We start from the raw sequence: 21014 nt of genomic DNA on the forward strand, positions 1-21014 counted from the left end.
TTATTGTTGGGCTGTCTGCTTTCCCTCGCGCAGCTTTTCCATGTGCGCTGCCCATGCTTCAGGCGGACAGTTCGACGGAGTGACGATGCAGACCTTTCCGTAGCTCAATCCAGCCAGATCGACATTCACTTCCGTTTTGTTGCTCATGTCGATGCCGGTGAGCTGTGCGGCATTCTTGATGTTCGGGGCTACCTGCCCAAATTTCTTTTCTTGTAGTGCTTCTTTCGCTGATTTGTAGGAGAGCTCAGCCAGGTCTTTCGCGTCGAAGGAGACAAGCAGCGCAGCATCCTGACGCAGCTCCCTGATACGCCTGCGCACGTCGGGTCGTTTGAACAGGATGGACGCCTGAGAGTCAGCCCGCGACGGAGAGTATCCTGCGCATATCGCCGCCTCTTTCTGCGGCATGCCTCGCGCAATGTTCTGCGCAAACTGCTCATGCTGTGGCTTAAGGATGCCCGCGCTTTCCTGCGCAGTATCACTATCAGGTGGTGAAGCAGCTTCAACCACAACTACGTGTGACATCAGGCTTTGCGCAGTTTTGCGCACTTCTTTCTGCGCAGTTTTTTGCGCAGCAGGCTTTTTGATGTATCTGCGCGCAGATGTGTAATTCAGTTCCTGTGCTTCGCACCAGTCTTTAGGTGATATACCTGTTTTGGCATGCTCGGCGAGGAACTGGTCTTGCAGCGCTCCCCAGTCCGGTTTTGCCATGAAACTGTTCCTTTGGTTAAACCCATTAAAAAAACCACCCGTGAGTGGCTTTTGTGATAATAGCGGATAACGCTACAAGATTGACTCTCGGTTTAATACAAACACTGGCCGCATCATAACTCACCTAATTTAATGGGTGTATTAGTTCAATCCGATAAATTTTGCATTAGGCATATCTTTCTTTATTGGTAATGCTAATGCATATGGAATGATTATGGTTGTTTGTATGAAAGTGCATTCATGAAATGAGCAATCAATAAATTGCAAAACACCATTCAAGTAAGCAAAATCACATTCCTTAGGTAAGGTAATAAATTCGCCGCAGTATTCAAAAGATGAACCACTTATAGTACCGCCTCCTATTAATATGGTCATAGGTCCAACTAGCTTACATCTTCTGAATGTTTTCTTGGTTTGCGATTCATTGAATGGCAGACGTAGATCTTCTAAATGGATTACTTTGTTTGAAAAAATATCATCTAAAGGATTTGTTTCAACTTTTTTCTCAATGAGGCTTAAATAGTACTGTTCCTTTGTTGTTGAGAGCTTCGCCATTTTATATAAATATAACATAGCAAAAAAGAGTGTTATACAAACGATAAAAATAAGCCCATAAGCCAAATACCCAATTCTTTTAAAATATGGGTCAATCCATGCCAATAAGCCTAAAACTCCTGTACCACCTAAGGTTATTATTAGAAACTGGAGTGCCTGATATAACTTCTCAGCAATAGAAAAGGATGTATCGAATTCCTTTAATCCTCTTCTGACACGATTAAACATGACGTTTCCTCAATGATTTTTATATCAATATCATTGAAGTTAGTCTTCAGGTCAACAACCAATTAAGCACCATTCTTTCAGTTTACTGAAGCCTCTGTGCCGCGACGAATATCATCTATTTGTCTAACCGCAGCCTTATCCAGATTGCACTGACCAAGCGCCGACAGCAGGCTTACATTCAGATCCAGACTGGCCCCGTAGGTCAGCGGGTCAGGAATAGCTGGTTGTGGCGTCTCAGCTGTCAGGTTTGCCGGTAGTGGTAACACCGGAACCGGTACGTAAACTGTCCGCGTATTGCCGCAACCTGTCAGCAGCGCCAGCAGGCACAGTCCGACGAGCGCACTCATCATCCGCAACAGCCACTTTGATATCTGCCTGGGCTTTCTGTGACTCCAGTGCGATCTGCTGTTTGGCATACTGGTTGGTCTCCAGAACGATGTTGGTGATTTTGATAGTGCGCAGGACGTTATCGGTAATAGTCACAGCACTGGCTGCAGACTGCTCGGCATCATCAGCACGCTTCTTCTCGCCTTTGTAGCTGGCGTATGAGAGCCATGACGCCAGAACCAGCAGGAGAATTACACCCGGCACAATCAGCGACTTCAGACTGATGTTCATGCGGGGATCTCGATATGTGGCGCATCGATGAATCTGGTTTCGATAGGCAGCGACGGGTCATTTTTCCAGTTGATTCCGAAGCGGAGTTTCAGACCCTGTTCATCAGCTGCCTGTTTAACCGCCTTTAGCAACGGCTTGAACTCTTCAATATTCCATGTGGTGTTAACCGGGATGATATCGACAGCGTTACCGGTCAGGTGACGGCTGTTCATCGTCTGCGACTTTCCGGTGGCAACCAGTTCTTTCTGTCTGGCCTGCGTTCTCAGCCCTTCAATGACGATGAAGTCGACAGGGGTGATTTCCAGCGCGCGGCGGATTACGTTCACCAACACCGGTTTGACACCTTTGAGGTTGTTCTCGCTACGCTGTGAGAATCTGAAGTTATTGGTTTGCATCATTCAGCCCTTACGACTTTTGCCAGGTTGCCTTTGGCTCGCCAGACAGCAATGCAGATAGCCAGGTTGAGGAATAACTCACCCGGGTCAACGTTGCTGTAATGGCCGAGAAGGATACGGAAAGCGGTGAAGCCCGCCGCCAGAATCAGCAGGTAAGCCATCCACGCGTAACCGGGTCGGTGTGTCTTCCCTGCTTTACTGAAGAACATCAGACGCATCACGATCGCCATACAGATGATCGCGTTCGCGTCCAGGATGACGGAATGCCATGTCATTTCCCTTCCTCCTCCAGCCCGGGCATCTTGCCGCGCCGTGATTTGGCGACGATTCGAAGCAGGACTGCGACGGAAATGGAAGCGGATACCAGCGCACCAACATTTGGTGAGACTTCGATACTTACCGGCGGCTGCAGCAGCCCGAGAGCTGTGTTGATTACCCCTGCGAGTATCTTTGCCATGGGAACGGAGAAGAACACGCCCCCCATGAACGAAATGACCGCGAAGAGCATCTGCTTCCAGAGTTGATGAGGCTCTGAGGTCAGCACATACATTGCCGCCCCGGCAAGCGCACATAACATTACGCCAGGCGTCGCCTCCGGGAACATAGTGGCGAAAGTGATCCCTACCGTAGCGGAGGTCACCCCACTGGCAATTGTGATTGGCTCAGACATAGTTATTCCGTGTGTAGAGGGTCAGGCTTCACGGGCTGGATTTATCAACAAAGCACGTAGCGGATGATTCCCGTGAGCCTGAAATGAAAAAGCCCCGGCAAACGCCAGGGCAAAGTGAAGAGCCAGATCATGTGTCTGGCGGTATAACCTCGCGTTTGATATCGTTAAATCGCCAAAAGTAACAACTCAAACGAAGAGGTTTTTATGTCTGAACAAAAGCAGCCACAAAACGAAAATAAATCACAATCGACTGAAGCTCCAAAACCCGCGCCTCAACCCCAGCCAGCAAAAGAATTTGCCACGAGACGTGTATTTGTCGGCGATTCTGCTGACTTTGTCAGAGATAACAAAAAGCAATAGCTGATGCCATTATAGACACTACCGGAGCAAGGATTGTCATGATCCTTGCTCTATCAAGATGCGTTCTAATTCTTTTGTTTAATACCAGCATCTCTTTTGACGTCTTACACAGATCAGCCAAGCGGTAACGCCGGATAATGGGAAGGGTCTTCTCAGTCCCGGTGTAGCCATTTCCTCGAAACCACTGGTGATCGTCGCTATCGATACTTTTAAAGCTCTTAGTGTAAAGACTATCTGGCGGTGCAGAAATCAACGCCCTGACATTAACCGACAACCCTGAGTGGACAAGATATATTGCGCACCATGTCCACAAGAAAGTAAATGCAGCGATACCAACAGCAAGGTAGTCCCAGTTCGTTTTTTGAGTAAGGAGTAAAAACGAAGAGCCAATACCGACGATCTGAATATTGAGCAGCTTATAGCCATTCTCAATATTGACAGTGTTCGAGTGGTAAGCCTCTTTGATGCATTCTTCACCCTGCTTTTCAAGGTAATCGACAAGCTCGTCGTCAGCATCCAAAAAGTATTCGCCAGTAATATTTTCCATAATGCTATTACCTTCTGCATCCTACTTATTGAATGAATACTACCTGATTACCACTCTTCTTGGCATATCAGTATCCAGAAACGCCAAAAGCCCAAGGCGCTAACCTCGGGCTTGAAAACTCATTTACTGCCAGTGCATACAACAATGGCACAATATCAGATTTACACGAAATATATGCTAATTAGTTCATTTCTGCAATACCTTGCTGATAATTTGCTGCCTTTTGTTGTGAACGTGATCGCGAAACATGCAGTAGCGCCTGGGAATCGAGTCCCTTATACAGGCTGATCATCGCATCGTAATGTTCCACGTAATTCTGAGACCAGTTTGTTTTATTAACGCCCACCAGCGCAGCGAGATCACCATACTGATAGACATCACGCCCCGCCAGTTCCGCTTTCACATCCTGCGCCGCCAACCATATCAACTGCCGTAAACGGTCAATGGTCTTCTTCGCCACCTTTTTTCCGGCCAGATGCTCGCAGAATTTCGACCACGCCCACTGAGTAATCAACACCTGATTATCCCAGCGCACATTCTCGCTGTAGTTCCATAACAGCCACGCCTTTTGGTGTTCTTCGAGTGACATCAGTGCGCGGCGCCACGATGAGGTGGAGTATTCAACCGGCTGCACCAGAGGAATATGCGACCCCTTGGCATGCGACTGCTTGCCGGGAATCGGTGGGTTATCAAGCGTAATCATTTTCCCGGTCACTTCATCCAGTACTTGAGGCTTCTTACGTTTAAACGTTCCCATATCAAACTGGGCGTTCTCCAGCCAGGCCATCAGCTGACCTTTCGTCGCACCACTTAGGTCGGCGGTGGCCATAATCAGCTGCTGGCGCACGTATTCGAGAAATTGAGTATTCATGCGACCGCCTTAGCTATCGCTTTATATGCGCGCAGAACGTGAGAGCTTTTCCCGTAAAGAGTTATCTGGAAGGTCAATCCTTTCGATTCCCACGAATTAACTGGGGAAGCCATGAGTCCAGCGTCAGCAACACGCCTCGCTCTTCCAAACTGCCAGAAAGGACCGGTCAACCAGATACGGGCATGGGTTCCTTCGTCGCTGTAAGTGATTTTCACGCTGCCTCCCGCTGTTTCAGTTCTTTGAGTTTTGCGCGGTACTCATCGCGGATTCGGATGTAGTTGTCGCGTTTCCATTTCGGTAATTCGTGGGGGCCCATCAGGGCATCAAAGCGTGCCTGGCCGATTTTGGCGATCAGCGCCGGGCGGTATGCCGTCAGGTTGCCGGAGAGATGGTTATTACAGGGGGCGCACTGGCGATGACAGTTGTCTTCGTTGAAGCGCAGCTCTGGGTTAGCTCCGGTGGTGCGGAAGTGGCCGGCATGATACTGGCCATCATGATAGCGACCGCAGCTGATGCATGGCTGATGCCGATCCCGGTACCGGATAAACTCATTAAACGCTTGCTGCGCCTGCTTTGCGAAGTAACTTAGCGGCTTAACCTCAAGGCGTTTTTTGGCCTGCCGATCCCTACTCTCTTTCTTCTCTTCGAGCTGGCGCTTCTTCTCAACACGCTGCGCCTCGGCCCGGCTCTTCGCGGTCTGCGCTTTGGCAACGGCGGTGGCGCACTCGTAGCAGCAAACCACCTGCCCGTCGCGGACCGGGTGGAACCACTGGCGGCATTCTTTGTTGGCGCACTTGCGGCGCGGTAGCTTAGCCATACTCAACCCCACGCCCTGTTTTGCCAGACCTTACTCGGACGCGGCGCTTTCTCGCTTTCCGGCAACTGCACGCTGACAGTCCAGGTGATGTTGTCGCGATTAAGGCTGCGTTCTACCGTGGCGCCACGACGGCGGTAACTGGCCACCAGCTCGTCGGCCTGCTCGGTTGTGCATTCGTGATGATGGAAATATGAGTATTTCATCGCCATCACCCCGCAAAGCTCATGAGCTGCGCTGCGGCGTTTTCCGCTTCACGCTGGTCCTTGAATGCCCTGGACAATACCCAGCGCCACAGAACATCGAGCGCGGCTTTGTAGAGCTGCTGGAACTCAGTTTCGTCCATGTTGGCGAAGGCAATGCTGCGGGGATGTTTGCGGAGGGTGCCGTCGGGCAGCTGTATGGCGTCGTAGTGACCAGACTCGACTATCACCCATGCTCGGTATGCGTCATAGGATTTGCAGATGCTGATGCTACCGCCACGCTTATCGGCGATGCGGTCGAGATATTGTTCGGCAGCATCCAGGAGCGCGGCTTCGCTTCCCGCGAATGAGGCAAGAAATTTTGCGTAGCCGGTTACCAACTTGCGTTCGTTGGAGGAGATTGCTCCGCCAGTAGGTTCCCAGTATTCAAATCCGAGATTGAGTAATGCGAAGAAGCGACGGTGAAAGGCTGGATTGCGTACCTGCCGGAACTCGGACACCAGCACGGCACCGAGTTTGATTTTCGACTGCAGAATATCACTGGTCTCGGGCGTAGCCGGGATCAGGATTCCTGAGGACTGCTTGATTAGTTGTAGTTCGTGCGCCATGGTTTCTCTCCGTGGCGCTTTGCTGCTCCGTGTCGTTGTTCAGGCGACGAAAGGATTATGGCAGTAGGCTATCTTCTCCGTCAATCCGGAAACCTGCCTCCCGGAGGAGATCGAGTAACTCAGCGAGAGAGAGAACGTGCTGATCATCTCTTACGCGCTCAAGGCTTGTTACTTCACCACCTTCGCATGTAATGACGAATTTACCACCTTCCTTGACGGTATCAATCGCTTCAGCGACCTCAATGCTCACATCCCCCTCCTCACTTTGCTATCAACAAATTTCACTCTTCCAGCCGGGATAATCCCGTCCACAGAACCAACATACCAAATGGCGCAAATTTCCTAATAGGTTGGCTGGAAGAAAAATAAAACTATTTACTGCAACATCTTAACTATACTCCAAAACAACTGTACATATAAACAGTATTTATCTGTTTTGCTTAAGTATGCACATGAAAGACCTGTTTGCGCAAGGTCATTTATCCGATTGATTTAGATAAATTTTATTGCTACTTTCGTGCAAAAATTGATCGTTATTTTTAACAGGTAACTACGTCAAAACTGTCGATTGTAAATATCTGATTGGAATGCTCTCGTCAGGTAAATGACAAAGGTGTCGATGTCGTCAGGGGACATATTTCACTCGTGGCGAGGAAAGTCAGGTTGGTAATTTGTTGCTGCGCTGTGCTTATTTGATAATCGATTTAATAGATCGATTTTATCAAATCGATCGGTATTATCGATCGACTAATATTTGTAGCGGTTTTCCGGGAGAAACGCGTATTCGTAGGTGAAGTTGAATGCCTCGTTTTCAGTGTTAAATCGACGCTCGGTGATATCTCTCCAGCGCCCTCCCCTGAAATACTTCTGTGCTACCCACTTTCCCTCGAACGGAAATACAGCATATGCGCCTACATACCGGTTATCAGCATGCGGATCCGGATACGACTCACCTTCTGCCAGAGTGTAAAACTTGATGCCGCCAACAATGAGACATCCCATTACTTCTTCTCGTTCTGCGCAGCCATATCCAGATAGCGCGGATCGGATGCTTTCGGCAGTATCATGCTTTGTTCGCGGTAGTAGCGAACACGCTCCATGAAGTATTCACGCAGGTGCTCTGGCTGCTCGCGGGCTACCTGCTCGGCGATAACTTGCATATTCAGGCGCTCTTTGTACGCTACGCCACTTGCAGCAAGGTCGACGTTAACCTTGTCCTGCTCTTCTTTCGATTTTGCTGCGATGTTGAAATCACTCATCCAATGCCCACTCCTTTAGCTTGGTACCTGATGGGAGTCTTTGCGGATGCAAAGGGTCCTTGCCTGATTTTGTTTTCCCAAAGCAAAGGACTGGCTTCCCAGAAGACAGTAGTAAGTTCATGCAATTATCCAGGAGATGTCTATTACCCGCCCTCAGCTTCGCTCTACTCCCCCAGCACGGAACTAAAATATCGGCCTCGCTAATAATCTGCTGGAAGTGGAAATCGTGCTCATTTCCCCTTAGGGGAATATCTGTTCTCAATCCATTGATATCTGTTGAAACAAGAGAAAACACATTAGCAACTATGACCTTGCCTGCTCCATTTTCCTTCGCAAATTCCAACATCCGGTTAACGGTTCTGTCGTTATCTACATCATTTGCTATTGATGGGTTTATACCAATGAACGCTACCGTCTTGAGCGCGACTCCAATTTTCCGATCAAGGCGGTATCGATACTTACCGCATTCGCTGAAATTCGCTGACATAATAAAATCCCCTCGGGTTATGGAGGGGATTATAGGTCAGGCTGCAATTTGTTTCGACTGGCATAGCTCCAGCAGATTGGCCCTCATCTGAGCCTAAGCAAACAGGTGCGGAATTGCCAAAGAAAACCCGCTACAGCGGGTTTAAATAGAGAGATTGATTACTGTGATGTAACCCCGAAGTTCTATGAAATTCTTCTATACCACACGAACCGCAGACTTTTCATTTCTCCACGGCATAAGAAGTAAAGAAAAAATCGTCATTTTTAAAGCCACACCTAACGTGATGAGAAGAGCTAATTTTATGTTATACGCCCCTGTCACATCTAAGTGACTCAAAACTTGCCAGGCATTTATTGCAGCTAGCGAGATGAGAACTACGTAAAATTTTAAAAGCCGAGTTTTTTCCCAACACCCTCTGGTTTTTGCCCAATCAATCAATACAGCATAAAACGCAATGCAGATGATAATAGCATCAACACCCTTGCCGTAAATGTAGACACTCAAGATACCCGCAAGTACCAGCAATGTGATTAACGCGCCACATAAAGCCTTAATTAAGAGCACCTTAATATTCATTTTCACCCACTAACCAGCCAAAATAAGTCATTTTAATAACCATCACCCCACATCTCGTCTATTGAAGCATGCGAGCAACGTCTTTGCTATCCACCAACAGCAAGATTTCCAGTTCGGCGATGCGCTTCGTAGCGTATTCCAGTTGCGGTTGCATCACTTGTGCTCCTGGCTCTGTTCCGCTTTGATGTGCAGCCGCGGCTCACCGTCTTTCGGCTCAGGCCATTGGCGCTGCTTGTTCACCTTCAGCTTTTCCACCATCGCCTGGGTAATCTGCTCGTCACTGATACCGGCACGACGTTGCGCATCCCATAACAGGAATTGCATGTCAGCCCATTCGCTAAGGTCGCCGGGTTCAGCAGCAGCCTCGAGCGCTTCTTTGGAAAGGTGCTTTAGCGGACCAACTGGACCGACATCGCCGAAAGTAGCCAGTGACCATGCTGCATGTTCACGGCGTACCAGTTCGCGAGAAATCACCCCATCAATCACCTTCACAGCATCAGCCATTGCGTAGCCGAGATTACCGCCGTCGCTTTGTGCTGCCGCTTTGCTGAGTATTTCGCGTATCTGGTGCAGGCGATCGAGTGATACAGGACCGTGCACCGGGTGGTTGTTAGTTGCCATGAGTTAGTCCTTCACAAAAATAATCCAGTGGGTTTTATCGTTCTTCCCGGTACGCTGACCAATTGCAGGTTTCACATCTGTAAGCGCCAGAATCTGGCTAACTGGGATTTGTGTTTCGTTCCATTTAAAAATAAGCACGCCGCATGGCCACAACACCCGAAATGCTTCTTTGAAACCGGCACGTAAGTCAGAGCGCCACGTTTTTTTGTTCAGTCGCCCGTATTTTTTACCCATCCAGGCAGACTGGCCCACGCGCTCGAGATGCGGTGGGTCAAACACCACAACCGGAAACGATGCGTCGGCGAATGGCAGCACACGGAAGTCGGCAATCAGGTCGGGACTGATAACCAGGCGGCGACCGTCGCACAGCTCATGCTCTTCGGCGCGGATATCAGTGAACACGGCGCGGGTGTCCTGCTTGTTGAACCAGAACATGCGGGAGCCGCAGCACACGTCTAAAATAGTTTGCTCTGCCATCTCACTCCCCCTTCACGCCAATGCCAGCGGCGCGGATTGCGTCGGCGCACTCTTGAACAATATTCTTTTTGAACTCGCAGAATATTTTCACTTCATAAGGTGCAAGGGAGTGGACGTCACCAGTTACAGGCAGCGTCACCGTCCGCGCCTCCAGTTCTGCTATGCGCTTCTCTGCGGATTCCAGCTCATCCAGTAGCGCGTTAGCTTCATCCTCTTTCAGCACCACTGTGTCAAAGCTCTCGGTCTGCTTTTTGATTTTGGCAATCAGCGCCTGTTTGTTGAGTGCTGTCATTGGACTGCCTCCCAGCATATTTGAACCTTGTAATTGGTTTTGACGCGCTTAACTACGCCTATTGCTTCTAGCTTTTTCAGGCGGCGCAATACGTATGCTGTTTGCAATGAACGATGGTCATCACGCAGCCAGTTATTCACTACGTAAGTCATGCATGGTCCACGACGTTTCAGTACAGCAATGATTTCTTCATCGGTTGGTTTGCTCATAGCGCGGCTCCTTTGCGAAGCTGGGCGGCGATATCTTCGAGTACGCCATCAGCAAAAGAGCGGTCAAAATCACCCTCTAGTGCGTCAGCCATAAACTCTGTGGAGGTAAGAATCATCCGGGCAATATCAGCGGCGTTCTTCGCGGTATCATCGATAAAACCGGCTTCCCATGCGGCCAGCATTCGATTTGCTACAAAGTGAGCACCTTCCTTGTGGGCCTGCGCCCGCACTTCAGCCAGGAAAGCGTCGGTGGCTGGGGTTTCAGGCTTGCAGTCATTCGCATCAATAGGTTCTGGAGTGAAGCTTGAGTAGACAAAGCATTCTTCCTCGATGAATACATTCAGCCCCGCATTCTCCGCCGCCAGCTCCCTGCACTTGCTCTCGGCGTTAGCGAGCTGTACTGACAGTTCGAGCACCTGCTGCTCAAGTTGTTCGTATGTTGGTTTCATGCTGATGCTCTCCCGTAAAACGCCAGTACACGCTGCATTGCCGGACTTGTGCGGCAAACTGATGTGACCATGTTTTTGCTCATGCTCGACTTGAGCTGCTTGATGTTCAGCTCCCCGCCGGGCTGAAGTGAATAGACCGGGCGATGCGGCTCGCCAGTGCGGATTACTACCGCTCTGCGTACCAGGTGAAGCAGCAGGTTGTGCGATTTCTTACTGTCACATCCCAGCAGGCTCTGAACCTGACGAGGCGTTATGGTCTGGTTAACCCGAAGAAAATCGACAATTGCCCACAGTGATTTGCTTGCCATAGTGATTTGCCCTCGAAGTTATTTAACGATCCGGAGATGGCTAACGTTCTTGCGATAGCTGCCCCAGTCAAAGTTCACCCACATCCCGCCATCCATCTGGAGGCGATCGATAACCCGCGCGCCCAACGCTCCGAGAAGTTCTTCGTGGTTCAGGTTCGTCAGGATCCCCACCGGACGCATCGACGACAGGCGACGGTCGATAACCTGATTCAGAATGACTTTCTCGCCGTTGCTACCGCGCTGAATACCGACTTCATCCAGCACCAGCAGATCGACTTTGCAGAGGTCATCCAGAAGTGAAGCCTCTGACTGGCCACCGTCGTAGCACTCGCGAACGCGCAGCATCAGATCAGGGATTGTCACCACCAACACAGATTGGCCACCGGACAGGAGATGATTCCCGATTGCCGCTGCCAGATGGTTTTTCCCGGTACCAGGACCGCCACTGAACACGAAGCTCGCAAAGCCAGCCCCAAAGTTCTGCGCGTAGCTTTTCGCCATGGTGTAGGCCTTGCGCTGTTGCTCACCGGATACTTCGTAGTTGGCGAACGTGCAGCTTCGATGCAGGCTCTGGATGCCAGAGCGACCGAAGATTTTCTCTGTGCGCGCTTTCTGATTCAGCTTGTCCAGCTCTTCGCAATGTTTCAGGCCTTCTTCCCGCTGCCACGCCAGCAGCTCTGCTGCACTGGTGAACTTAGGCTGAACACCTGGCGGTATGAGTTTTTTCAGGCGATCAAGAGCGCTGCCGGAATTAACAATGTTTTTCACCGTTACCCCCTGAATCCGGTTGGGATGGTTTTATCTGGCTCAGAAATGCGGTTCACATCCCTGCCCGTTTTGCGGTCATTGAGAGCGAACTTCGGTTTGAACAGTCCCTGGTATCCGTTGGCGATACTGGTGTTGATCACATCAACGGGATCGTGACCTTCGTCCATGCAAGCCTTGAGCAACTTGAATGCTTTGGTGACTGTCATTTCGGTCTTGATGGCTTTGCCAGACTGTTGGCGGTAGGCAACCCACTCACTCCAGGACACAGAATCAAGCCACTCAGGAACGGGAATCGTCAGCGGGTCAAACTTACCCTTCCCCTTTGGGGGATTAGAGGGGGTTAGATCTGTATTTATATTTGTATTTGGAAGAATGTCTTTGGTGTTCCCTGTTTTCAGGGATACCTCTCCCTGTTTTTGGGGATGGTTATCCCCGTTTTCAGGGATGATTGAAGGGGTAAAATTGCTATCCCTGAATTCAGGGATGGTAATAACCCATGTGACAACTTCAGCAGCAGGAAACACCGCTGGACACTTCATGCAATTTGGCTTGGTATACGCCCATTTATCCAGGCTGGTATTAATCCCTATGTATCTGGTTTGCCCAATGCGGCGCAGGATGATGATGTTCCGATAGGCAAGGCTCAACACGGCTTCAGATACGTGCTTCACCTTCAGCGTCGTTTTATCTGCAATGAGGCTATTGGCGATGCGGTCAGAACCCTTAGACCAGCCATAGGTCAGACGAACGATAGCATTCAGCACCCGGAACTCGCGCCCGGATAGTTCGACGATACACAGGGCATCCTGAATCTGGTTGGCCAGGCGCAAATAGCCTTTCTCCAGTTCAGCCATGCTGCTCTCCTGTTTCCCCTGCTGCGTGGGGAATTTGTATATTTCAGCGGTATTTGACATACTGTTCTCCGCAATTACGTCCTGTTTTTGCACCTGAAGGCCGTTGGTGTTCGAGCACCGCGGCTTTCGCCATTTTTGAACCCGTCATACAACCCCCAGCATCATCTGCACCATCTCCATCAATGGACCGGTTAAGCCAGGGTCAACGCGGTACATCTCCACGATCCCCTCACTCAACTCTTTCAGCTTCTGATGACGCGGCGCATCCATTGCGACAGCTATCTTCGCTTCGCTGGTTTCCTTCTCCATACGTGCCAGGCGAGCCATGATGTTGTCTTCTGGCAGCAGGCGACTGCGAAACTCAATCGGCAAAACCGCGAGGATTGCCGGAGTCAGCTGGCGAACGTTCTCGCGGTACCGCTCGCTGTTGAAATGGTTGTCCAGGAAGCGGAAAAGCTTCTGGCGCTTTCGGCAGAGATCATCAGGGAAAGTGATGTCGTCACCACCCTGAGCCTGGTACTCTTCGATGATCAGAGCCGTAACTACGTCCTGACCATCAGCACCAGCCCAGGAGCGAACCGCATCACGAATATTTTCATGGTTCGGGCAATCCGTTGTTTGAGCGCGATTTATCATCGGGCATGTAGAAAGGTTGTTATTCTGTTGAAATGTAAGTGATTGCATTTTTACAACCTCATTTGTTTTCCGGTTGTTGATTCAGCGGCCTGTGGGGAAAATTCAGGCCAGATGCGCATCCATTTCTCAGGTAGGCAGTCAGCGCGGTTAACGACGCCATTTGTGAAGCGCTCAATTTCGATGGCCCTCTCCGGTGAAATAGCTGAGGTGCATGACGCCATTTGAGATAAGTAAGGCATGGAAATCCCAAGCTTCTTAGCCAACCATTTGGCATTACCGCGCTGCTGGGATAGATAATCTTTGAGTTGCATATGTGCCCTCCAAGTAAGGTGTTTTATGAGTTTACTAATTACTAAACCTTTTAGTCAAGTATTTGCTTGTTTAGCATTAACTAATCAAAATACGCACATGAGCACAGCAGATATCCGTAGGAAGCAGCTAAAGGCATGGTTTGCCGGTAAGTCGCTACCAGAAAAAGAGAAGAGCTATTTATCGCAATTGATAAATGGCAAGACCTCCTTTGGTGAAAGAGCCGCCAGAAGAATTGAGCGCGACTATGGTATGCGCCCTGGTTATCTTGATACTGATGAACAGCACCCTGATAAAGCCAGTAATGATACGATTCTACTAGTTGATGAGTTGGAGTTGCTTTTGCATTACCGCGCCTTCCCAGATTCAGAGAAGAAGGCTGTTCTCCAGGAATTTAAAGCTAAGCACGATAAGTACAATAAGCTTTTCCAAGAACTACTGGCATCTCGAAATAAATAACCTATCCCTCTCAAACTAAACCGCCATATCGGCGGTTTTTTTATGTCTTTACGCCACTTCAATCCACTAATCGCCCTAATCCCTCATACGTTTAGTACGAGCTTAATAATTTTGTTTATAATTTACTTTACAGGATGGTTTAGTAATGAGTAAACTAATCCCATCAACAACGCGCTGCGTTGCTCCGATAAACGTTCCGCCAGCCTGGCGACAAGGGCAAAACATAGAAGTGAGCTTCGCGGTGGTGAACTGCAGAGTTAAAACGCTCAACTGTGAAGATCAGCACCACGGCACCACCAGCGAAGTTCACTCGAAAAACTGGAGAACATCATGGTTCATCAGCACTACGGTACACAGACGGTAAACCGCGGCGCAGTTCAGCCTGGAATGCTCGTCAAACATAAGGATTCAACCTGGACGGCATCAGCTAATGCTCGCGGTCGTTTGTATCTGCATCGCGGCGTTGAGATGACTTACACCAGGGATTTGCTGGTTGAAGTTTATCTGAACGGTCTGGGGAATGGCCTCAGCCATTAACGGAGAGTGTCATGCAAGACAAGAAATGCGGTTATTGCAGCAAGCCGGTTAAACCGGAAGAAGTAATCAAAAGTACCCTTCTCTACCGCAACGGCTCACAGCTGGCGCGCAAAGAGAAAGAGTATTGCTCCAGACGTTGCGCTTCGCACGACCAGATGGCTCACGAAGGCTAACGTAAAACCCGCGCAAGGCGGGATCTACGTCCGGTGGTACCGACCAAAGTTACACCGGAAACAACATCAAAACCAAAGTTAACCCAATGGGCGCTATCAATGGTCCGGGGATTCTAACACCCAAAAATGAGGATCTCACATGGAATTTCCATATGTAGTTAAAGCCACGCAAAAGTCGGGAAAGCCTGATGCTTTTGTCTGGTTCGCTGCGAAAACTGAGGCTCGCGCCAACCTGATGCTGGACGTTGCGCTGGAAGATGCAGGTATCGAGACCGGTCGTGGCAAGGACTACGCCAAACCGATTCGCACTGATTTTCCTGTTGTTGATGACCTGCCGGAAGAAGGTGAAGTTGATTTCACCTGGTGTGATCGTTACGAGCTGGCCGAAGACCAGCGTACCTGGAATGTGAAATTGAAAGCTGATAACGCGGCGCAGGAAGAAAACCACCAGGCTGATGACAATGTCGTTGATGGTGAAACCGGCCATGCAGACGAATCCCAGCAGGCAGAACAGCCGCAGTTGATCACTGTCGCCACCCTATCCTTGCGCCAGCGTATCTTGGCTCAGTTCATCTCTGATGAATATGTTTATCACATCGATGCTGAGCAAAAGAAAATTATTCAAGGACTCGAGCTGGATATGGATAACAGCTACGTCCAGAACCTGCTGCTTGCTGCTGAAAACGTGGAGTTTTTCAAGAATGCTGCTGAGATTGACATCTCCCGGGTTGTAGCTGCTCTGAAAACCGTCTTCCCGGTCGAAGGGAAACGGACTGAACTATCTCTTGTAATGCGGTTCATCAGGATCTGGTTCAATACTGATTACATCGACCGTGGCATTCTGGCGCGCGAATGGGCCGCCGGTAACCGCATCAGTAATGTTCAACGCACTGACTCCGGTACAAATGCCGATGGCGGATATGTCACCGACCGTGGCGATGGCGCACATCACACGCTGGATACACTGGATTTAGAGATTGCCTGCGCCCTTCTGCCGATGGACTTCAACCACTTCGAAATTCCAGGCAGCATTCTTCGTCGCGCCAAAGAAATCGTAGCCAAAAAAGAAGAACCGTGGAAATCATGGAGCAGCATCCTGCGCAATCAACCAGGCGTTCTGGGCGTAAACCGCACAGCCATTTTTAACCTGGTACGCATCGCGCCGGAGAATATTCACCTGACACCTGTTGCTCATCTGGAATTTGTTAACCAGACGATGACTGCTGAATTCAACGCTGCGGTTGAGTTATGGCCGTTGCCTGTAGCTGGCGCGCAGGAACCAAACGCTCAGGATCAACCTCGCGTTGAGAATCTTGGCGCAGGAGTTTTCTCCATTGATGGCCTGATGGGTGATCAACAAACACATACAGATGACCGTTCACCACTTAATAAGGAAACCACCAGCAATGTGCAGATGGAAGAAACTGTCAGTGATGAAGAGCAGGCTGGTAATGAAGTGCAGTCAGGCGAAAGCAGTCTGGAAACTGGTGAAGAGTCACATACCGGCCAGCAAGCCGATGTAAACCAGAATGCGGATTCTGTCGCCCAAAATAGCAATTTTGTAAACCAAACCGAACCGGTTGCGGCACAAATCAAGCCAGAATCTCATTCTGACGAACCGGCTGTTGTGTATCCTGCTTACTTTGAGCCAGGCCGCTATGAAGGATTGCCGAACGAGGTTTATCACGCAGCGAACGGTATCAGCTCAACCCAGGTGAAAGACGCACGTGTCAGCCTGATGTTCTATCACGGCCGTCACGTGACCAAGACTATCCGTCGCGAAAGCAGCGAAGCGCTGACGTTCGGTAGCCTGGCGCACACCCTGGCCCTGGAGCCCGAAAAGCTCCACGAAGAGTTTGCGGTATTCCCAGGTATTCCTGCTGAGGCGTTTACCACCACCGACTCCATGAAGGCGTTCATTCGAGAATTTAACGCGGATAAGCCAAAGGCCGAGCAACTGAAGCTCACCGGTAAGAAAGAAGAACTTCAGGCGGCGATACGCGCGGTCAGCCCGGAGGCCATTTTCGCTGATGAATTTGAGCAGCAATGGCGCGATAGCGTTGATGGGAAAACCATCCTGTCCAGAGAACAACTGACGCTGGCCACGGCAATTCAGCAAGCCCTACTGAATCATGAATCAGCCGGGAAACTGCTGCGCCATCCTTCCCGTTCAGTGGAAACCAGTTATTTCGGGATGGACGACGAAACCGGTCTGGAAGTCCGTGTGCGCCCTGATCTTGAGGTTGAAATCAACGGCGTTCGTATCGGTGTTGACCTGAAGACGATCAGCATGGGACGCGTTAAGCAAGACGGTTTGCGCGCCAAACTGCACCGGGAAATCATCGACCGCGACTACCACCTCAGCGCTGGCATGTATTGCTCCGTTGCCGACTTTGATCAGTTCTTCTGGATCTTCGTCAACAAAGACGAGGGCTACCACTGGGTGGCGGTAATTGAGGCATCGGAAGATTTGCTCGACCTCGGGCTGCTGGAGTATCAGCGCACCATGCGTGCACTCGCAAATGCGTATGACACCGATTGCTGGTCTGCACCGATAACCGAAGACTACACCGACGAACTGAACGACTTCGACCTGCGCCGCCTTGAAGCGCTGCGTCTGGCTTAATGGAGGATTTGACCATGCAAAATACCAACATCATCACGACTGAGCAGGCACCAAACACCATTTCTGCCAGTAACGCTGTATTCAACGTGCAGGCGCTAGGCCAGCTCACCTCTTTCGCTGAATTGATGGCGCAGTCTGCCGTCACCGTCCCCAAACACCTGGCGGGGAAACCCGCCGACTGTATGGCTATCGTCATGCAGGCTATGCAGTGGGGAATGAACCCATATGCAGTTGCCCAGAAAACACACCTGGTCAACGGTGTGCTGGGTTACGAAGCGCAGCTGGTTAACGCAGTAATCTCCAGCTCCAGCGCCATTATTGGCCGCTTCCATTACGAGTACGGCGGTGACTGGGAGAAGATCGCCGGGAAAAAAGACGGTCGTGATGAATTAGGTCTGTTTATCCGGGTTGGCGCCGTACTGCGCGGAGAAGAAGAAATCACCTGGGGCGAGCCAATCTACCTGGCAGATATCACCACACGTAACTCCCCATTGTGGAAAACAGCGCCGAAACAGCAGATCGCTTATCTGGCGGTAAAGTACTGGGCTCGCCTGTACTGCCCAGAAGTCATCCTCGGCGTCTACAGTCCAGATGAAGTTGAGCCACGCACTGAGAAAGAGATTAACCCAGCACCGAAGCACGTTAACCTGGCTGATATATCAGGTGACACCGTCACAACTACGCAAAGCGCACACGAATCGTCGGTAAATATCGACGCTCTTGCCGATGATTTCCGCGAGCGCATCGAGGCTGCACAGGATGTTGATAGCGCAAAAGCACTGCGCGCTGATATCGAAAGCGCGAAGGCCACGCTCGGATCTGCCCTGTTCACCGAGCTGAAGAATAAGGCAGTGAAGCGCTACTACCTGGTTGATTCACGTAACAAGGTTGAAGCCGCGATCAACTCCCTGCCGTCTCCGGATGAACCGGATGCAGCTGAACGGTTTGGGGAAGTTGAGCGAGTTCTTGCAACGGCGAAACGTCATCTGGGCGACGAGCTGCACGATCAGTTCAGCATCACCTTGGCGGATATGAAACCGGAATACGTGGCCTAAGGGAGGCGGGAGGGCGAACCCTCCCGGTAACGAGATGAGTAAATCTTTAAACGCACGCTGCATCCGCCGCTGGGAAATTGAGTTCAAAGGACGTTGCGATTCGAAAGTAAGTCCTTGGTGGCGCAAACAGCACCTTCGCGGTTACATCCGGGAATGCGCCCTGACAACTGCCGGCTGCATGGTTGAGCGTATGGCTGAGGACAACGCTCTGGTTGATTTTCAAGGTAATGGTCGCGGCTGGTCACCGGAGTTCTCTGCCTGGTACCACGAACGCCGAGAACAGTATCTTAAAGAGGCGCGCGACTATCTAAACGAAGACGCCACCAATGACGAGATCGACGAGGAAATCCAGAACGAGCTGGAGGCCTGGAATGACTGAGCTAAATTATAACCCGGCAGACCCCGATAAAATGCAACTCCCGAAGGGTAAGACCTGCGGCGACTGCGCCCATATCCGTCGCTGTAAGGCAATTTTCGGACATACCGAAACCGATGCATATTGCGATTGGTCGCCGTCCCGAGCGGTTTTCCGTCAACCATCCAATCCAGAAGGCGGTGACCATGCGATTAATTAACCGAGGCAACCAGCAATCCCCGTTAGCGCGTCAGGCATGCCACATAGCACTGGCCACTCATCACGAACGCTACGGCGACTATGGCCGCAGCAAGATGAAGGAGACGTACACGGTGAGAGTTGAAGGTGTGAAGGTCTGGGTGGAAGTGGTGAACCGTAAGGCGAGTTACGTGGCCACGGCGATGACAGGTATGCGCCGGTTGCGCGCCCTGCCAGGTCAGGTGAGTTGATAACGATTTTTCATTAACAGTTTTCCGGCGGCTCTATAATAAGTTGCCGGAAGCCGGAGGTAGTATGGCCAAGCTTCTTAATCTGCAGGAATGGGCGAATTCAACTTATTCAACCCCACCGTCTCTTTCAACACTTCGCCGCTGGGCGCGGGAGGGGCGCATTTACCCTGCTCCGGAACTTCACGGCAAAGAATACAAGGTCCAGCCAGATGCTATCTATGTGGATCCGAGCAAAAAGAACCTTCGTCCCAAAGCAAAACACATCTCGCTGCCAACTGGTGGCACTCTACTGGAGAGACTGACTCATGGCGAAAAGGCCAGTACGTTACGACGCTAATCTGCCACGTAACCTGACCTATCGTAAACGAGACAGGCTTTATAGCTGGCGAAACCCGATTACCGGTCAAGAGATATCTCTTGGCCGGATCGACAGAAAGGATGCCGTCTCTCAGGCCATCGAAGCCAATAACTACATCGATCAAAATTACCTTCCGTCTGCGCTGCTGGACCGCATAAAGGAAACACCAACATTTACGGTTAAAGCGTGGCTCGAGCGCTACGAAGTAATTCTTGAGCGAAGAGAATTGAAGCCCAACACGATGAAGGTCAGGCGCAATCAGCTCGCCACTATCAGTGATGAATTCGGACGTATGCCGTTATCGGCGGTCAGCACTAAGGATGTATCTACTTTTCTTGAGAGTTACATACTCTGTGACAAGAAGAGCATGGCTTCCGGACTGCGTTCGGTTTTGTTGGATATTTTCAGGGAAGCAATTGTCGAGGGGCATATTGAAAGAAACCCGGCAGAGCCGACAAGAACGCCGACGCCAAAAGTTAAGCGTGAGCGTCTTTTGCTTGAGCAGTTTGAGATAATAAGGGATGCCGCAACTACCCATTCCGAATGGGCTGCAAACGCATGTGACCTGGCACTTGTCACCGGGCAAAGAAGAGAAGACGTATCGTTGTTCAGATTCAGCGATATCAGGGATGGAAGGTTGTTTGTCACGCAGGAAAAGACAGGTCACAAATTGGCGTTGCCACTTGATTTGCGACTGGACTCTGCTGATTTGGTGCTGCAGGATGTTATCGACCGTTGTCGTAAAAACAACCCGTCAGACTTCATGCTTTATTCTGCGGTAAGGCGTGGCGGCAGGAAGCCAGGTCCGTTAACCCCGGACGGAATCACTCAAGCATTTTCTGATATCAGGGATTCTACAGAGTTAAAGTTTGGCCCCAACCCTCCTCCTTTCCATGAGATCAGGAGCTTGGCGAGTAGACTGTATGAAAGGGAGCGCGGAGAGGATTTCGCACAGAGACTGCTGGGGCATAAAAATTTAACAATGACCAAAAAATACCTGGACGCACGCGGTGCAGAATATGTTATGGTTTAGACAGGATATGGAAATTTCGAGTAATTTTCGTGGGATTTCGGGAAGGAACCGAAAAAACCCAATGAAAACAAGCACATAAAAAGAGACCGAATACGATTCCTGTATTCGGTCCAGGGAAATGGCTCTTGGGAGAGAGCCGTGCGCTAA

Annotated in this window: 36 protein-coding genes and 1 pseudogene; 11 read left to right on the top strand and 26 right to left on the bottom strand. The window is 50.4% G+C overall.

Translation table 11 applies throughout. The features are described from left to right. The 7 genes from E4Z61_RS07400 to E4Z61_RS07430 all read right to left on the bottom strand — a co-directional run bounded on the left by E4Z61_RS07400 (position 1) and on the right by E4Z61_RS07430 (position 3174). Complete coding sequence (locus E4Z61_RS07400) at positions 1-708, bottom strand: terminase small subunit (protein ID WP_135322207.1); 708 nt, start codon at positions 706-708, stop codon at positions 1-3. 141 nt (positions 709-849) lie between these two features. Further along, on the bottom strand, positions 850-1491 hold the full coding sequence (locus tag E4Z61_RS07405; protein ID WP_135322208.1) for a hypothetical protein: 642 nt from the start codon (positions 1489-1491) through the stop codon (positions 850-852). Positions 1492-1568: 77 nt separating this feature from the next. Then, on the bottom strand, positions 1569-1841 hold the full coding sequence (gene lysC, locus E4Z61_RS24090; protein ID WP_135322209.1) for an Rz1-like lysis system protein LysC: 273 nt from the start codon (positions 1839-1841) through the stop codon (positions 1569-1571). Further along, complete coding sequence (locus tag E4Z61_RS07415) at positions 1726-2109, bottom strand: DUF2570 domain-containing protein (protein WP_135322210.1); 384 nt, start codon at positions 2107-2109, stop codon at positions 1726-1728. Before E4Z61_RS07415 ends, lysC begins: the two co-directional genes overlap by 116 nt. Then, the gene (locus E4Z61_RS07420; RefSeq protein ID WP_135322211.1) at positions 2106-2504 is read right to left on the bottom strand and encodes a M15 family metallopeptidase; all 399 of its coding nucleotides are present in this window, start codon (positions 2502-2504) and stop codon (positions 2106-2108) included. Before E4Z61_RS07420 ends, E4Z61_RS07415 begins: the two co-directional genes overlap by 4 nt. Continuing rightward, positions 2504-2779, bottom strand: coding sequence for a phage holin family protein (locus E4Z61_RS07425; RefSeq protein ID WP_128611492.1), 276 nt, complete (start codon positions 2777-2779; stop codon positions 2504-2506). The genes E4Z61_RS07420 and E4Z61_RS07425 overlap by 1 nt, the downstream gene beginning before the upstream one ends. Continuing rightward, on the bottom strand, positions 2776-3174 hold the full coding sequence (locus tag E4Z61_RS07430) for a putative holin (RefSeq protein WP_049041756.1): 399 nt from the start codon (positions 3172-3174) through the stop codon (positions 2776-2778). The genes E4Z61_RS07425 and E4Z61_RS07430 overlap by 4 nt, the downstream gene beginning before the upstream one ends. A 204-nt stretch (positions 3175-3378) precedes the next feature. On the opposite strand from E4Z61_RS07430, the gene E4Z61_RS23850 reads away from it, so the two are divergent. After that, positions 3379-3534 carry a hypothetical protein gene (locus E4Z61_RS23850; RefSeq protein WP_165755478.1) on the top strand — a complete coding sequence of 52 codons (156 nt, stop codon included), beginning with the start codon at positions 3379-3381 and terminating at the stop codon, positions 3532-3534. Here E4Z61_RS23850 and E4Z61_RS07435 read toward each other — a convergent pair. The 19 genes and pseudogenes from E4Z61_RS07435 to E4Z61_RS07535 form a co-directional block, all read right to left on the bottom strand. After that, on the bottom strand, positions 3512-4081 hold the full coding sequence (locus E4Z61_RS07435) for a hypothetical protein (protein ID WP_109866325.1): 570 nt from the start codon (positions 4079-4081) through the stop codon (positions 3512-3514). The two genes, E4Z61_RS23850 and E4Z61_RS07435, sit on opposite strands and share 23 nt — an antisense overlap. Before the next feature lie 181 nt (positions 4082-4262). Continuing rightward, positions 4263-4952 (bottom strand): bacteriophage antitermination protein Q, encoded by a 690-nt coding sequence (locus E4Z61_RS07440; RefSeq protein ID WP_135322212.1) that lies wholly within the window; start codon positions 4950-4952, stop codon positions 4263-4265. Positions 4953-5163: 211 nt separating this feature from the next. After that, positions 5164-5769, bottom strand: coding sequence for a recombination protein NinG (locus tag E4Z61_RS07450; protein ID WP_135322214.1), 606 nt, complete (start codon positions 5767-5769; stop codon positions 5164-5166). A gap of 2 nt (positions 5770-5771) precedes the next feature. After that, complete coding sequence (locus tag E4Z61_RS07455; protein WP_135322215.1) at positions 5772-5978, bottom strand: hypothetical protein; 207 nt, start codon at positions 5976-5978, stop codon at positions 5772-5774. Then, complete coding sequence (locus tag E4Z61_RS07460) at positions 5978-6577, bottom strand: DUF1367 family protein (RefSeq protein ID WP_135322216.1); 600 nt, start codon at positions 6575-6577, stop codon at positions 5978-5980. Before E4Z61_RS07460 ends, E4Z61_RS07455 begins: the two co-directional genes overlap by 1 nt. 55 nt (positions 6578-6632) lie before the next feature. Beyond that, a complete protein-coding gene (locus E4Z61_RS07465; protein ID WP_089502786.1) occupies positions 6633-6827 on the bottom strand; it encodes a hypothetical protein in 195 nt (64 codons plus the stop codon). A gap of 751 nt (positions 6828-7578) precedes the next feature. Further along, complete coding sequence (locus tag E4Z61_RS07475) at positions 7579-7836, bottom strand: DNA polymerase III subunit theta (protein WP_135322218.1); 258 nt, start codon at positions 7834-7836, stop codon at positions 7579-7581. Next, a complete protein-coding gene (locus tag E4Z61_RS07480; RefSeq protein WP_032943664.1) occupies positions 7829-8323 on the bottom strand; it encodes a DUF1643 domain-containing protein in 495 nt (164 codons plus the stop codon). Before E4Z61_RS07480 ends, E4Z61_RS07475 begins: the two co-directional genes overlap by 8 nt. A gap of 195 nt (positions 8324-8518) precedes the next feature. After that, the gene (locus E4Z61_RS07485; RefSeq protein WP_135322219.1) at positions 8519-8905 is read right to left on the bottom strand and encodes a hypothetical protein; all 387 of its coding nucleotides are present in this window, start codon (positions 8903-8905) and stop codon (positions 8519-8521) included. 168 nt (positions 8906-9073) lie between these two features. Continuing rightward, positions 9074-9364, bottom strand: a pseudogene (locus E4Z61_RS24095) (DUF550 domain-containing protein); the annotation flags it as partial. Positions 9365-9523: 159 nt separating this feature from the next. Then, positions 9524-9997 (bottom strand): class I SAM-dependent methyltransferase, encoded by a 474-nt coding sequence (locus tag E4Z61_RS07495; protein ID WP_135322221.1) that lies wholly within the window; start codon positions 9995-9997, stop codon positions 9524-9526. A 1-nt stretch (position 9998) separates the two neighbouring features. Further along, positions 9999-10289, bottom strand: coding sequence for a hypothetical protein (locus tag E4Z61_RS07500; protein WP_135322222.1), 291 nt, complete (start codon positions 10287-10289; stop codon positions 9999-10001). Continuing rightward, complete coding sequence (locus tag E4Z61_RS07505; RefSeq protein WP_135322223.1) at positions 10286-10498, bottom strand: hypothetical protein; 213 nt, start codon at positions 10496-10498, stop codon at positions 10286-10288. The genes E4Z61_RS07500 and E4Z61_RS07505 overlap by 4 nt, the downstream gene beginning before the upstream one ends. Further along, positions 10495-10947, bottom strand: a complete 453-nt coding sequence (locus tag E4Z61_RS24100) for a hypothetical protein (protein WP_135322224.1) — start codon at positions 10945-10947, stop codon at positions 10495-10497. The genes E4Z61_RS07505 and E4Z61_RS24100 overlap by 4 nt, the downstream gene beginning before the upstream one ends. Next, a complete protein-coding gene (locus E4Z61_RS07515; RefSeq protein ID WP_126957837.1) occupies positions 10944-11255 on the bottom strand; it encodes a hypothetical protein in 312 nt (103 codons plus the stop codon). Before E4Z61_RS07515 ends, E4Z61_RS24100 begins: the two co-directional genes overlap by 4 nt. Positions 11256-11273: 18 nt before the next feature. Next, positions 11274-12023 (bottom strand): ATP-binding protein, encoded by a 750-nt coding sequence (locus E4Z61_RS07520; protein WP_135322225.1) that lies wholly within the window; start codon positions 12021-12023, stop codon positions 11274-11276. Positions 12024-12025: 2 nt separating this feature from the next. After that, entirely contained in the window at positions 12026-12937 is a 912-nt protein-coding gene (locus E4Z61_RS07525) for a replication protein (RefSeq protein ID WP_135322226.1), read from the bottom strand. Between the two features lie 84 nt (positions 12938-13021). Beyond that, positions 13022-13561, bottom strand: a complete 540-nt coding sequence (locus tag E4Z61_RS07530; protein WP_135322227.1) for a toxin YdaT domain-containing protein — start codon at positions 13559-13561, stop codon at positions 13022-13024. 2 nt (positions 13562-13563) lie between these two features. After that, complete coding sequence (locus tag E4Z61_RS07535; RefSeq protein WP_089502797.1) at positions 13564-13824, bottom strand: transcriptional regulator; 261 nt, start codon at positions 13822-13824, stop codon at positions 13564-13566. A gap of 25 nt (positions 13825-13849) precedes the next feature. Between E4Z61_RS07535 and E4Z61_RS07540 the strand changes: the two genes are divergently transcribed. The 10 genes from E4Z61_RS07540 to E4Z61_RS07580 all read left to right on the top strand — a co-directional run bounded on the left by E4Z61_RS07540 (position 13850) and on the right by E4Z61_RS07580 (position 20867). After that, complete coding sequence (locus tag E4Z61_RS07540; protein WP_089502798.1) at positions 13850-14281, top strand: hypothetical protein; 432 nt, start codon at positions 13850-13852, stop codon at positions 14279-14281. 330 nt (positions 14282-14611) lie between these two features. Next, positions 14612-14818: a hypothetical protein gene (locus tag E4Z61_RS07545; RefSeq protein ID WP_016156718.1), complete on the top strand. Its 207-nt coding sequence runs from the start codon at positions 14612-14614 to the stop codon at positions 14816-14818. An 11-nt stretch (positions 14819-14829) separates the two neighbouring features. After that, entirely contained in the window at positions 14830-14991 is a 162-nt protein-coding gene (locus E4Z61_RS23855) for a YdaE family protein (RefSeq protein ID WP_053389201.1), read from the top strand. Positions 14992-15130: 139 nt separating this feature from the next. Beyond that, positions 15131-17617, top strand: coding sequence for a RecE family exodeoxyribonuclease (locus tag E4Z61_RS07550; RefSeq protein ID WP_135322228.1), 2487 nt, complete (start codon positions 15131-15133; stop codon positions 17615-17617). Positions 17618-17631: 14 nt separating this feature from the next. Next, complete coding sequence (locus E4Z61_RS07555; RefSeq protein WP_135322229.1) at positions 17632-18672, top strand: RecT family recombinase; 1041 nt, start codon at positions 17632-17634, stop codon at positions 18670-18672. 34 nt (positions 18673-18706) lie between these two features. After that, on the top strand, positions 18707-19051 hold the full coding sequence (locus E4Z61_RS07560) for a hypothetical protein (RefSeq protein ID WP_135322230.1): 345 nt from the start codon (positions 18707-18709) through the stop codon (positions 19049-19051). Next, positions 19044-19247, top strand: a complete 204-nt coding sequence (locus tag E4Z61_RS07565) for a hypothetical protein (protein WP_003841645.1) — start codon at positions 19044-19046, stop codon at positions 19245-19247. The genes E4Z61_RS07560 and E4Z61_RS07565 overlap by 8 nt, the downstream gene beginning before the upstream one ends. Then, on the top strand, positions 19234-19476 hold the full coding sequence (locus E4Z61_RS07570; protein WP_135322231.1) for a DUF4060 family protein: 243 nt from the start codon (positions 19234-19236) through the stop codon (positions 19474-19476). The genes E4Z61_RS07565 and E4Z61_RS07570 overlap by 14 nt, the downstream gene beginning before the upstream one ends. A 64-nt stretch (positions 19477-19540) precedes the next feature. Then, a complete protein-coding gene (locus E4Z61_RS07575; protein ID WP_135322232.1) occupies positions 19541-19813 on the top strand; it encodes an excisionase in 273 nt (90 codons plus the stop codon). After that, on the top strand, positions 19782-20867 hold the full coding sequence (locus tag E4Z61_RS07580) for a tyrosine-type recombinase/integrase (RefSeq protein WP_135322233.1): 1086 nt from the start codon (positions 19782-19784) through the stop codon (positions 20865-20867). The genes E4Z61_RS07575 and E4Z61_RS07580 overlap by 32 nt, the downstream gene beginning before the upstream one ends. Positions 20868-21014: the final 147 nt, after the last annotated feature.

The organism is Citrobacter tructae (assembly GCF_004684345.1).
Taxonomy (GTDB): Bacteria; Pseudomonadota; Gammaproteobacteria; order Enterobacterales; family Enterobacteriaceae; genus Citrobacter; species Citrobacter tructae.